This window comes from Agromyces sp. CCNWLW213 (assembly GCF_037199545.1).
GTDB lineage: Bacteria > Actinomycetota > Actinomycetes > Actinomycetales > Microbacteriaceae > Agromyces.
Genome location: NZ_JBBBDX010000001.1, coordinates 294772 through 306985 on the forward strand (window position 1 = coordinate 294772; position 12214 = coordinate 306985).

At 71.9% G+C, this 12214-nt stretch carries 12 protein-coding genes; 7 read left to right on the top strand and 5 right to left on the bottom strand.

Annotated features, from left to right (window positions below):
- Nucleotides 1-36: 36 nt before the first annotated feature.
- Nucleotides 37-1227: a glycogen synthase gene (gene glgA, locus WBQ80_RS01430; protein ID WP_336570242.1), complete on the bottom strand. Its 1191-nt coding sequence runs from the start codon at nucleotides 1225-1227 to the stop codon at nucleotides 37-39.
- Between the two features lie 78 nt (nucleotides 1228-1305).
- On the opposite strand from glgA, the gene glgC reads away from it, so the two are divergent.
- From glgC to WBQ80_RS01445, 3 genes are all read left to right on the top strand, one after another.
- Nucleotides 1306-2553 carry a glucose-1-phosphate adenylyltransferase gene (gene glgC, locus WBQ80_RS01435; RefSeq protein ID WP_336570241.1) on the top strand — a complete coding sequence of 416 codons (1248 nt, stop codon included), beginning with the start codon at nucleotides 1306-1308 and terminating at the stop codon, nucleotides 2551-2553.
- A complete protein-coding gene (gene serB / locus WBQ80_RS01440) occupies nucleotides 2550-3212 on the top strand; it encodes a phosphoserine phosphatase SerB (RefSeq protein ID WP_336570240.1) in 663 nt (220 codons plus the stop codon). The genes glgC and serB overlap by 4 nt, the downstream gene beginning before the upstream one ends.
- A 113-nt stretch (nucleotides 3213-3325) precedes the next feature.
- Complete coding sequence (locus tag WBQ80_RS01445; protein WP_337282443.1) at nucleotides 3326-4276, top strand: SMP-30/gluconolactonase/LRE family protein; 951 nt, start codon at nucleotides 3326-3328, stop codon at nucleotides 4274-4276.
- Between the two features lie 33 nt (nucleotides 4277-4309).
- Here the strand turns inward: WBQ80_RS01445 and WBQ80_RS01450 are convergent, their stop codons facing one another.
- Nucleotides 4310-5020: a beta-ketoacyl-ACP reductase gene (locus WBQ80_RS01450; protein ID WP_336570238.1), complete on the bottom strand. Its 711-nt coding sequence runs from the start codon at nucleotides 5018-5020 to the stop codon at nucleotides 4310-4312.
- A 139-nt stretch (nucleotides 5021-5159) separates the two neighbouring features.
- Here WBQ80_RS01450 and WBQ80_RS01455 point away from each other — a divergent pair, with 139 nt between their 5' ends.
- The 3 genes from WBQ80_RS01455 to WBQ80_RS01465 are packed head-to-tail and all read left to right on the top strand — an operon-like array spanning nucleotide 5160 to nucleotide 6654.
- On the top strand, nucleotides 5160-5534 hold the full coding sequence (locus WBQ80_RS01455) for a DUF3099 domain-containing protein (RefSeq protein ID WP_336570237.1): 375 nt from the start codon (nucleotides 5160-5162) through the stop codon (nucleotides 5532-5534).
- The gene (locus tag WBQ80_RS01460; protein WP_442892653.1) at nucleotides 5531-5806 is read left to right on the top strand and encodes a hypothetical protein; all 276 of its coding nucleotides are present in this window, start codon (nucleotides 5531-5533) and stop codon (nucleotides 5804-5806) included. The genes WBQ80_RS01455 and WBQ80_RS01460 overlap by 4 nt, the downstream gene beginning before the upstream one ends.
- Entirely contained in the window at nucleotides 5803-6654 is an 852-nt protein-coding gene (locus WBQ80_RS01465; RefSeq protein WP_336570236.1) for an SURF1 family cytochrome oxidase biogenesis protein, read from the top strand. The genes WBQ80_RS01460 and WBQ80_RS01465 overlap by 4 nt, the downstream gene beginning before the upstream one ends.
- A 47-nt stretch (nucleotides 6655-6701) precedes the next feature.
- On the opposite strand, the gene WBQ80_RS01470 is transcribed toward WBQ80_RS01465, so the two are convergent.
- The 3 genes from WBQ80_RS01470 to WBQ80_RS01480 form a co-directional block, all read right to left on the bottom strand.
- Nucleotides 6702-7277 (bottom strand): RDD family protein, encoded by a 576-nt coding sequence (locus WBQ80_RS01470; RefSeq protein WP_336570235.1) that lies wholly within the window; start codon nucleotides 7275-7277, stop codon nucleotides 6702-6704.
- Between the two features lie 52 nt (nucleotides 7278-7329).
- Nucleotides 7330-8730, bottom strand: coding sequence for a pyridoxal phosphate-dependent decarboxylase family protein (locus WBQ80_RS01475; protein ID WP_336570234.1), 1401 nt, complete (start codon nucleotides 8728-8730; stop codon nucleotides 7330-7332).
- Nucleotides 8731-9348: 618 nt separating this feature from the next.
- Nucleotides 9349-10947 (bottom strand): ABC-F family ATP-binding cassette domain-containing protein, encoded by a 1599-nt coding sequence (locus tag WBQ80_RS01480; protein ID WP_336570233.1) that lies wholly within the window; start codon nucleotides 10945-10947, stop codon nucleotides 9349-9351.
- 112 nt (nucleotides 10948-11059) lie between these two features.
- Here WBQ80_RS01480 and WBQ80_RS01485 point away from each other — a divergent pair, with 112 nt between their 5' ends.
- The gene (locus tag WBQ80_RS01485; protein WP_336570232.1) at nucleotides 11060-12163 is read left to right on the top strand and encodes a winged helix DNA-binding domain-containing protein; all 1104 of its coding nucleotides are present in this window, start codon (nucleotides 11060-11062) and stop codon (nucleotides 12161-12163) included.
- The last annotated feature ends 51 nt before the right edge of the window (nucleotides 12164-12214 follow it).

The following is a 12214-nucleotide window of genomic DNA, read 5'->3' on the forward strand; positions in this document are numbered from 1 at the left end:
GGACGCGTGGACCCGCCCCGCGCACCGTGGACGGGCTCAGCGACCCGCGAGGACCCGCTCGTAGAGCGCTCGGGTGGACGCGGCGATCGCGTCCCACGCGAAGTGCTGCTCGGCGCGCACGCGGCCCGCCGCGCCCATCTCGCGGGCCCGGGCGGGATCGCTCACGACCCGGGTGAGCGCCTCGGCGAGGTCGGCCACGAACCGCTCCGGGTCGAGCGGGGTGCCGGTGCCGTCGTCGGCCTGGTCGATGGGCACGAGCACGCCGGTCACGCCGTCCTCGACCACCTCGGGGATGCCGCCCGTGGCGGTGCCGACGACGGCCGCGCCGCACGCCATGGCCTCGAGGTTCACGATGCCCAGCGGCTCGTACACCGAGGGGCAGACGAAGCACGTGGCCGACGTGAGCAGCGCGGTGAGCTCGTTGCGGGGCAGGTGCCGATCGATCCACACGACGCCGTCGCGGGTCTCGCCGAGCTCCGCGACGAGGCCGGACACCTCGGCCATGATCTCGGGGGTGTCGGGGGCGCCGGCGCACAGCACCAGCTGCACGTCGTCGGGCAGCGAGCGCGCCGCGCGCAGCAGGTACGGCAGGCCCTTCTGGCGCGTGATGCGCCCGACGAACACGATCGACGGCAGCTCCGGATCGACTCCGAGCGACCGCACCAGATCGGGATCGTCGTTCGGACGCCAGTCGGTCAGGTCGATGCCGTTGTAGACGACCGACACCCGGTCGGGGTCGATCGCCGGGTACGAGCGCAGGATGTCGCGACGCATGCCGTCGCTCACGGCGACGACCGCGTCCGCGTCCTCGAACGCGGTGCGCTCCACCCAGCTCGACACCGCGTACCCGCCGCCGAGCTGCTCGGCCTTCCACGGTCGGAGCGGCTCGAGGCTGTGCGCGGTGACGACGTGCGGAATCCCGTGGAGCCGCTTCGCGATGAAGCCGGCGAAGTTCGCGTACCAGGTGTGGGAGTGCACCAGGTCGGCGCCTGCGGCATCCGCGGCCATCAGGAGGTCGACGCCCATGGTCGAGAGCGCGGCGTTCACGTCGGCGAACTCGGCGGGTGTGCCATAGCCGGTCGTGCCCTCCTCGTCGCGCGGCGCGCCGAAGGCGCGGACCCGCACGTCGGTGTCGTGGCGGAGTGCGCGGACCAGTTCCGCGACGTGCACCCCGGCCCCTCCGTAGATCTCGGGCGGGTATTCGCGGGTGAGCAGGTCGACGCGCATGCCGCAACGTTAGCCCGTCGTGGTCACGCGTCGTCAACCGTCTGTGCCGCCCGGCATCCGTCTGACTACGCTGGGCTCATGGTGGCGACGCGCAAGATCTTCGGGATTGTCCTTGCAGGCGGCGAGGGGAAGCGCCTCATGCCCCTCACGGAGGACCGCGCGAAGCCCTCGGTGCCGTTCGGCGGGCAGTACCGGCTCATCGACTTCGCGCTGTCGAACCTCGTCAACTCGGGCCTCCGCCAGATCGTGGTGCTCACGCAGTACAAGTCGCACAGCCTCGACCGCCACGTGTCGCAGACCTGGCACCTCGACGGGCTGCTCGGGTCGTACGTGGCGTCGGTGCCCGCCCAGCAGCGACTCGGCAAGCGGTGGTTCTCGGGCTCGGCCGACGCGATCCTCCAGAGCCTCAATCTCATCTACGACGAGCAGCCCGACATCATCGTGGTCGTCGGCGCCGACCACGTGTACCGCATGGACTTCAGCCAGATGATCCAGGCGCACATCGACTCCGGGGCGGATGCCACGGTCGCCGCCATCCGCCAGCCCATCTCGCTCGCGAACCAGTTCGGGGTCATCGAGGTCGATCCGGAGGCGCCCGACCGCATCAACCGCTTCCTCGAGAAGCCGAGCGACCCCGAGGGACTGCCGGACTCCCCCGACGAGGTGCTCGCCTCGATGGGCAACTACGTCTTCAACGCCGACGCGCTGATCGACGCGGTCCTCCGCGACGGCGAGCGCTCCGACTCCAGCCACGACATGGGCGGCGACATCATCCCCGCCTTCGTGGCGCAGGGCAACGCGGGCGTCTACGACCTGAAGCGCAACGACGTGCCCGGTTCGACCGACCGCGACCGATACTACTGGCGCGATGTCGGAACGATCGACTCGTTCTTCGAGGCCCACCAGGACCTCATCTCGGTGCTGCCGATCTTCAACCTGTACAACCGCGAGTGGCCGATCTTCAGCCAGCAGGTCAACTCGCCGCCCGCCAAGTTCACGCGCGACGCGCGCGGGTCGCTCGGCACGGTCATCGACTCGATCGTGTCGCTCGGCTCGGTCATCTCGGGTGCGCACGTCGAGCGGAGCGTGCTCGGCCCGTGGGCGATCGTCGGATCGGGCGCGAACGTGTCCGATTCGATCCTGTTCGACCGCGCGCGCATCGAAGCGGGCGCGACCGTGCGGCGGGCGATCCTCGACAAGGAGGTCGTCGTCGAGGAGGGCGCGCACATCGGCCTGAACCGCGCGGAGGACCTGGCACGCGGGTTCGTCGTCACCGAGAGCGGCGTGACCGTGGTGGGCAAGGGCTCGCACGTGCGGGCCTCGTGACCGCCGCGCCATCCGGCCGCGAGGGCGGCCTGCTCGTCGTGCTCGACGCCGACTCGACGCTCATCCGCGAGGAGGCGATCGAGCTGCTCGCCGAGGCGGCGGGCAGCCTCGACCACGTCGCGGCGGTCACCGAGCGTGCGATGCGCGGCGAGCTCGACTTCGCTGCGAGCCTTCGCGAGCGCGTCGCGACGCTCGCCGGCCTGCCGGTCGACGAGGTGGTCGCGGCCCGTGCCCGGCTCACCCCGACGCCGGGCGTGCACGAGTTGATCGAGGGGGTCCACGCGTCCGGCGGACGCGTGGGCGTCGTGTCCGGCGGCTTCCATGAGCTGCTCGATCCGCTCGCCGAACGCCTCGGACTCGACTTCTGCCGGGCCAACCGGCTCGAGGTCGAGGGCGATCGACTCACCGGGCGGGTGCTCGGCGACATCGTCGACGCGGAGGCGAAGCGGCATGCGCTCGAGGAGTGGGCCGCGGCATCCGGCACGCCCGTCTCACGGACCATCGCCGTCGGCGACGGCGCCAACGACCTCCGCATGCTCGACCGCGCCGGGCTCGGGGTCGCGTTCTGCGCGAAGCCCGTCGTGCGCGCGCAGGCGGACGTCGCGATCGATCGCGTCGATCTGAGCGGCGTGCTCGCCCTCGCCGGCCTCCGCGGGTAGCGCCGGCACCCCGGCCGGCGACGGCCGTCGCTTGCTTGCAGCGGGCTGACGGCGGACTGGGAGATCCATCCGAATGCATCGATCGCCGAGGCATCCGCACCTACCGTGAGGGCATGAAGACTCGAACCGCTGCCGTTTCGTCCACTTCGATCGCCGTCCTCGCACTCCTTGCCGCCGGCACCGCACCGTCCGCCCTCGCGGCGCCGGGCACGACCGGCTCGCCCGGAGCGTTCGAGGAGACCATCGCGCTTCCCGACGGATTCCAGCCCGAGGGCATCGCCATCGACGCGCGCGGGACCGCCTACTTCGGCTCGCTCGCCGACGGCGACATCTACGCCGCGGACGTGCGCTCGGGCGATGGCGAGGTGATCGCCCAGGGTCCCGGCACCTCCTCGGTCGGCCTCGACGTCGACCAGCGGGGGCGCCTGTTCGTCGCCGGCGGGCCTGCGGGCGACGCCCGGGTGATCGACACGCAGACCGGCGAGCTGCTTGCGAGCTACCAGTTCGCCACCGGCGCGACGTTCGTCAACGACGTCGTCGTCACCGGGGACGCCGCGTGGTTCACCGACAGCCAGCAGGCTCGGCTCTACAAGGTGCCCCTCGGGCCGGCCGGGGCCCTTCCCTCGCAGGACGAAGTGGAGACCCTCCCCCTCAGCGGCGACTTCGTCCTGCAGCCCGGCTTCAACGCCAACGGCATCGAGGTGACCCCGGACGGGAAGGGGCTGCTCGTCATCCAGTCCGCCACCGCCACGCTCTTCCGCGTGGACCCGTCGACCGGCGTCGCGACGGCGGTCGACCTCGGCGGCGTGCCGCTCACGAACGGCGACGGGCTGCTCGTCGAGGGCCGCACCCTCTACGTGGTGCAGAACCGGCTGAACCTCGTGGGCGTGGTCGAGCTCGCGGCCGACGGCTTCAGCGGCGAGTACGTCGACCAGCTCACGGACCCGTCGTTCGACGTGCCCACGACGATCGCGTCGTACGCGAACTCGCTCTACCTGCCGAACGCACGGTTCGGCACTCCTCCGGCCGGCGCCGAGTACTCGGCGAACCGGATCGACCGGTGATCGCGCGACCGCGACAGGACGTCGACGGCGGCCTCAATGCCCCATGCCGAGGCCGCCGTCGACCGGGATGACGGCGCCCGAGATGTAGCCGGCGTCGTCGCCCGCGAGCCACGCGACGACCTTCGCGACCTCGCCGGGCGTGGCGAACCGGCCGGCCGGGATGTTCTTCCTGTACTCGGCCTGCTGCTCAGCCGGGAGGGCGTCGGTCATGTCGGTCTCGATGAATCCGGGAGCGACGACGTTGGCGGTGATGTTGCGGGCGCCGAGCTCGCGCGTGATCGAGCGCGCCATGCCCACCAGGCCGGCCTTCGACGAGGAGTAGTTGACCTGCCCGGCACCCCCGAACAGTCCGACCACGCTCGAGATCAGCACGATGCGGCCGAAGCGCGCCTTGAGCATGCCCTTCGAGGCGCGCTTCGCCACTCGGAACGCGCCCGTGAGGTTCGTGTCGACGACGCTGGTGAACTCCTCCTCGCTCATGCGCATGAGGAGCGTGTCGCGGGTGATGCCCGCGTTCGCCACGACGACCTCGACCGGGCCGAGCGCTGCCTCGATCTCGGTGAAGGCCCGATCGATGGAGTCGGTGTCGGTGACGTCGGCGCGCACGGTGAGCGAGCCCTCGGGACCCTCGCCCGAGCGGGCGGTCACGGCCACGCGGTGCCCCTGGGCCACGAACTCCTCGGCGATCGCGTAGCCGATGCCACGGTTGCCCCCGGTCACCAGAACGGTACGGCTCGTGGTCATGGCGGACTCCGTCTCTCCAAGGGGGCGCGTCAAGGCCGAACGGCCCGTCCCAGCATAGAGGTTGCCGTGTAGCGGCATCCGCTGCGCGCATCGGACGTACCCTTGGAGGTGAGGAGCGCCGCCAGCCCCGGCGACCATCATGAAGCAGCAGCCCACCCAGTCGATCACGTCGCTGCCGGCCTCGCCGGACGACGAGCGGCGTGCGCGCATGATCAAGTACTCGGTGATGATGGGCATCCGCGTCGCCTGCATCTTCGCACTGCTGTTCGCGCAGGGGTGGTGGATCCTCGTCTTCGCCGCAGGCGCCATCTTCCTGCCGTACTTCGCGGTCATCGTGGCGAACGTGGGCACGTCGCGACGCGACCAGGAGGTGCTCCGCCCGGGCGGGCTCGTGCCCCTCGAACCCGGGACCGACGCTGCCGGCGCCGATCCCGCGCCGGACGCCGACCCGCGGTTCCGGGCGGCCTCCGACGTCGACCCGCGCGACGCGCGCCCCGAGGGGGACGCGGCGTGATCGGCTCGCTCGGCGCCGCCCCCGCGGGCGGCTGCTCCCGCGCGGGATGCCACCAGCCTGCGACGCGGCGCATCGACTGGCGCAATCCGCGGATCCACATGGGCGAGCGGTTCAAGACCTGGCTGGCGTGCGACGAGCACGTCGACTACCTTCGCGAGTTCCTCGCCGCTCGTTCGTTCCCGCTGGCCGTCTCCCCCTTCGATCCCGCGGATGCCGCAGGGTCGCCGTCGCACGGTCGCGGCGGCGCGACCACGGCCGGTGGTGGCGCATGAGCCAGTGGCGCTTCCTCGCGTCGCCCCGCTGGGCGGGGTACCTGGCGCTCGTGGTCGTGTTCGCGATCGCGTGCTCGGCGCTCGGTACGTGGCAGTTCAACCGACGTGCTGAGGCGCTCGCCGAGGTCGCCCGCATCGACGCCAACTACGACGCCGACCCGGTCCCGGTGGGCGAGGCGCTCCCCGATCCGGAGGCGTTCGACATCGACCAGCGCTGGCAGGTCGTCGGTCTCTCCGGCGAGTACCTGCACGACGAGGAGGTCGTCGTCCGCAACCGGCCCGGTGCCGGCAGCACCGGGTTCGAGGTGCTCACGCCGATGCGGCTCGACGACGGCATGGTGTTCGTCGTCGATCGCGGCTGGATCCCGCAGGACTCCGAGGGGCGGCCCTCCGAGGTGCCGCCGGCCCCCGAGGGCCGGGTCGAAGTGACGGCGCGATTGAAGGCCGGCGAGCAGCGGATCGCCGGTCGCACCTCGTCGGGCAGCGAGTTCGCCACGATCGACCTCGACGAGCTCGCCGAGCGGGTCGGCGAGCCGACGTACACGGGCGCGTACGGCATCCTCGTGCAAGCGGGCGCCGATGCGGCGGAGCCGCCGCTCGCGCTCCCCCGACCCGAACGCGACGAGGGACCCCACCTCTCGTACGCGCTGCAGTGGTTCGTGTTCGCCCTCATGGGATTCGTGGCTCTGGGCTGGTTCGCGAACCAGGAGCGCAAGCTCGCGGCAGCGGATGCCGTCGAGCGCACGGGCGCACCGCGGCATCCGGTCGCCGAGCCCAAGCGTCCGGCGAGGCCGTCGCGGTCGCGGAGCGATGCGGATGTCGAGGACGAGATCCTCGATCGGCGCTGACTTCTCCCGGGTGTTGTGGTCCGGGAGATCCGGAATGCACTGCATCGTCACCCTGCTTCGGGACCGACCGCCACGACCCGAGTGCCGCAGATCCGGTCGTAGGGAGTCCTCCCGCCGCCGACGAAGAGGGACACGATCCAGGCGATCGGCATCAGGTACGCCGCACCGGTGAGCAGCCACACCCCGACGGGCACCGGCCCGCCGGTCCCGCTGCTCGCGACGATCGCGAAGACCGCCGCATGACCGAGCAGCCAGGGGACGCCGATCTTGACGATGTTCCGCAGCAGGGCGACCCGGAAGGACGGAGGACCGCCGACCGCGTCGACCTGGAGGCGGAGCACGCGCTTGCCCGGCGTGGCGCCGCTCGGGCGCGACTCCGCCCAGCCCGCCGCCAGGACGACGGGCAGCACCACGACCACGCCGCCGATGACGTTGAGCGTCGCGTACCCCGCGGGAGCGAGCACCCCGGCGAGGTCGAGCGGAACGCCGATCGCGGCGGTCAGCGCCACCCAGCCGAGGATGCACAGCCAGTCGACGAGCCATGCGAGCAGCCGACGGGCCGCGAGCCCCGCGCCCGCGCGTCGACGTGGAGTCGGATCGGTCGGGACCCGGGCGCTCTGCACCCGTCCATCGTGGCACGCGACGCGCTGCGCCGCCCGAGCCGCCGGGACTCGCTCACTCCATGGTGTCGAGGATCGCCGACAGCTGCTCGAAGGTGGTCAGCGGGTTCACGATGGCGAAGCGCGTGTTCGGGCGGCCCGCGTGCGAGCTCGGCGTCACGAACGCGTGCTGGTCCCGGAGGAGCCGGGCCGACCACGAGTCGTAGTCGGCCTTCGTCCAGCCGTCGCGCTCGAAGACGACCACGGACAGCTGGGGGTCGCGCACCAGGCGGAACCCGTCGCGCCGTCCGATCTCGGCGGCGATGTCGTGCGCGAGCCGGATCGAGGCGGAGATGGCCTCACGGTAGGCCGCGGCGCCGTGCGTGGCGAGCGAGAACCAGAGCGGCAGGCCGCGCGCCCGTCGGGTCAGGTGCGCGGCGTAGTCCGACGGGCTCCACTCGCTCGTCTCCGTGAGGGTGTCGAGGTACTCGGCGTGCTGCGTGTGCGCGCGGCGGCCCGCCTCGGGGTCGCGATAGATCAGCGCACACGCGTCGAACGGCGCGAACAGCCACTTGTGCGGGTCGACGATGACCGAGTCCGCGCGTTCGACGCCCGCGAAGCGCTCGCGCGCGAGCGGCGAGAGCATCGCGGCCAGGCCGTACGCGCCGTCGACGTGCAGCCAGAAGTCGAACTCGTCCTTCAGGGCGCCGATGGAGGCGAGGTCGTCGACGATGCCGAAGTTCGTCGATCCGGCCGTGGCCACCACGGCGAAGACGGATGCTCCGTGCTCCTCGAGCGCGGCGCGCACGGCATCGCCGCGCAGCATCCCGTCGTCGCCGGGCGCCACGGGGATCACCTCGACGTCCATGACCCGTGCCGCCGACGCGATCGAGGAGTGGGCCTCGCCGCTGCACACGACCTTCCAGCGCGCGGGCGTCTCCCGGTCCGCCAGGGTGACGGCCAGTCGTGCATGCTCGCGCGCGGCGACCAGCGCGGAGAGGTTCCCGAGCGTGCCGCCCTGCACGAACACGCCGCCCGCGGCCGTGGGCAGTCCGAACTCCCGCGCGAGCCAGGCCAGCACCTCGTTCTCCGCGTACACCGCGCCCGCGCCCTCCAGCCACGAGCCGCCGTAGAGGGCGCTCGCGGAGACGACGAGGTCGAAGGCGATCGCCGCCTTGGTCGGGGCGGTCGGGATGAACGACAGGTACTGGGCGTGGTCGGTCGTGATGCACGCCGGCGCGAGCACGTGCTCGAAGCGCGACAGCGCCTGCTCGGCGCCGATGCCGCGCTCGTCGATGCTCCGCCCCGCGAGGCGGTCGAGCTCGAACTCCGAGATGGGCCGGTCGAGCGGGGTGTCGCTGGCGAGGATGCGTCGACGCGAGTAGTCGAGCACGAGGTCGACGAGATCCGTGGTCTCGGCCGACACGGCGTGCATCCGAGTCGGGCGCGAAGCGTCGGGCGTCTGCGGCATGGTCATGCGGGGATTCCCTCCGGTGGTTCTGGCCTGCGCAAGTGTGCGCGAAATCGGGCGTCGATGCAACTCGCCAGCATGATCAAGGCATTCAGCGCATCGAACTGGCGAATGCGCGATGTTGCGCGCAACGATCCACCGTCAACTGCTCGGCCGGCACCAGGCCCGCGACGAGCGCGGGCGCCGCGGTATCCGACACCCATCGCATCATGGCGCTGCCGATGCCGACGAGCGTGCGTCCGCAGCGACGCGGACCGCCTCGACGAGCAGGCCCGTGCTCCCACGACGCGACCTGCCCGGGATGGACGTGAGCTGCGGCGTGCCGACGACGCGCCCTCCCGGATCGACGGTGACGACGAGCTCAGTGCGCGGATCGTCGAGGATCTCGTCGAGCGCCTCGGCATAGCGGCCGAGGTCGTCCGGGTCGGCGACGTCGCCCCGGGCGCGCTGACGGGGTGGTCGGAGAGCAGGCGCACGATCGCCTCGAGGTCGCCGCGCCCAGCGCGGCGGAGCACGATCTCGAACCGGCCGGCCGGGACGCGGGCGGGGAGGCGGAGCGAGGTCGGCACCGCATCGTCCTCGCACAGTGGCAGGACGCGTGGGGCGACCCGGACCCCGCACCGATCAGGCGAGCTCGATGAGCTCCTGGTACTCCCGGCTCCAGTGGTCCTCCGTGCCGTCCGGCATGATCAGCACCCGCTCGGGATTGAGCGCCTCGACCGCGCCCGGGTCGTGCGAGACGAGCACGACCGAGCCCTCGTAGTGCGCGAGCGCGTCGAGGATCTCGGCGCGGCTGGCCGGGTCGAGGTTGTTCGTGGGCTCGTCGAGCAGCAGCACGTTCGCGCCCGACACGACGATCATCGCGAGCGCGAGCCGCGTCTTCTCACCGCCGGAGAGCACCCCGGCCGGCTTGTGCACGTCGTCGCCGGTGAAGAGGAACGACCCGAGCACCTTCCGCGCCTCGGTCTCGGTGAGGTTCGGCGAGGCGCTCACCATGTTCTGCAGCACCGTGCGCGCGACGTCGAGCGTCTCGTGCTCCTGCGCGTAGTAGCCGACCCGCAGGCCGTGGCCCGCCTCGACGACGCCGGTGTCGGGTCGGTCGACGCCCGCGAGGATGCGGAGCAGGGTGGTCTTCCCGGCGCCGTTCAGGCCGATGATCACGACCTTCGAGCCGCGATCGATGGCCAGGTCGACGGCGGTGAAGATCTCGAGCGAGCCGTAGCTCTTCGACAGGTCGGACGCCGTGAGGGGCGTCCGACCGCACGGAGCGGGGGTCGGGAAGCGCAGCTTGGCGACGCGGTCGACCGCGCGCACCTCCTCGAGGCCGGCGAGGAGCTTCTCGGCCCGTGCGACCATCTGGTGCGCGGCCGCGGCCTTGGACGCCTTCGCGCCGAACTTCGCGGCCTGCGCCTGCAGCGCGCCGGCCTTCTTCTCGGCGTTGGCGCGCTCCTTCTTGCGGCGTTCCTCGTCGGCGGCGCGCTGGCGGAGGTAGTGCTTCCAGCCCATGTTGTAGATGTCGATGAGCGCCCGGTTCGCGTCGAGGTAGAACACGCGGTTCACGACCTCGCCCACGAGCTCGACATCGTGGCTGATCACGATGACGCCGCCCTTGTAGTTCTTCAGGAACTCGCGCAGCCACACCACCGAGTCGGCGTCGAGGTGGTTGGTCGGCTCGTCGAGGATCATGGTGTCGGCATCCGAGAACAGGATGCGCGCGAGCTCGATGCGGCGCCGCTGGCCGCCCGAGAGCGTCTTCAGCGGCTGGTCCAGGATCCGGTCGGGCAGGTTGAGGTTCGAGGCGATCGACGCCGCCTCGGCCTCGGCGGCGTAGCCGCCGAGTGCGGTGAACCGGTCGGTGAGGGTGCCGTAGCGCTTCATCGCCTTCTCGGCGACGACCGGGTCGGAGGAGCCCATCTTCTCGGACGCCTCGCGCATGCCGAGCACGAGCGAGCCGAGTCCGCGCGCGTCGAGGATCCGAGTGCGGGCGAGCATCTCGGGGTCGCCCGATCGCGGGTCCTGCGGCAGGTAGCCGATCTCGCCCGAGCGATCGATGCGCCCGCCCGTCGGCAGCGTCTCGCCGGCGAGGGTCTTCGTCAGGGTCGTCTTGCCGGCGCCGTTGCGCCCGACCAGCCCGATCTTGTCGCCGTCGGAGACGCGGAAGTTCACGCCCTCCATGAGCAGGCGCGCGCCGACGCGGATCTCGAGGTCGTGGACGGCGAGCACGGTCGACCTCCGGTCGGGGTGGGCATCGGGTGGGCGTGCCGAGCGGCACAGCCCTCCAGTCTACCCGGCGCCACGGATGCCGCGTGTCGGCGGTGCGCGGCACACTGGGCGCATGCCGCGTTCGAGTTCACCGGCGATGCGGGCCGCGCGCATCGCGTCGCACGGATTCCGGTCGCCGGCCGATGACGCGGTCGCCGTGGTCGAACGGCTCGGCGCGCTGCAGGCGCAAGACCTGGGCGCGGCCAAGTGGGCGATCGGCAGCCGGATGGCACACGCCTCGGTGGAGGCCGTGGACGCGGCGATCGAGTCCCGCCGCATCGTCCGGTCCTGGCCGATGCGTGGAACGCTCCATCTCATGCCGGCTCGGCTGCTGCGGCCCGTCCTGAAGATCACGGGCCCCCGCGTGCTCGCGTCATCCCGCGCGAGACTCGCGCAGCTGGAACTCGACGACGTCGACTACCGGCTCGCGCGCGACGCCGCGGAACGGCTGCTCGCCGGTTGCGGCAGCGCGTCGCGCGACGAGCTCACGGCGACGTGGGAGGCCGCCGGCATCCGACCCGAGGGCCAGCGCGGCTACCACCTCATCGCCTGGCTGGCGCGCGACGGCGTGCTGTGCTGCGGGCCCGTCGATGGTCGCACGCAACGGTTCGCGCTGCTCGACGAGTGGGCGCCCGCCGGCGACGGGCCGACCGCCCGCGACGAGACGCTCGGCGAGCTGTTCAGCGCCTACGTCACCGGCCACGGCCCGGCGACGATCGCGGACTTCGCATGGTGGGCGGGCGTGACGAAGGCGGACGCGAAGACGGGGCTCGCTGCGGCGGGCGACCGCGTCGAGCCGTTCGACGATGAGCACGATCGGTTCGTCGCCGCCGGGTCGATGGACGGGGCGACGGTCCGCCCGCGCGGCGCCCTCGCGCTGGCGGCCTTCGATGAGTACTTCCTGGGCTACGCCGATCGTTCCGCCGTGTGCGAGCCCCGGTACGCCGACTTCGTCATCCCCGGCGGCAACGGGATCTTCCAGCCGCTGCTCGTACTCGACGGTCGTGTGGTCGGCACGTGGCGCCGTCACGGCGCGTCGAGGACGCCGCGCGTCGAGCTCCGCTGGTTCGAGCGGATGCCCGAGGGGGCATCGGATCGATTCCTGCGACCGTTCGGCTCGTGGGCGCGTTTCCACGGCGTCGAACTGCAGGGCTCGGAAGCCACCGTGCTCGAATAGCGGACGGGCGGCCCGGGCCGTTGCCCGGACCGCCCGTCGCGACTTGCGTCG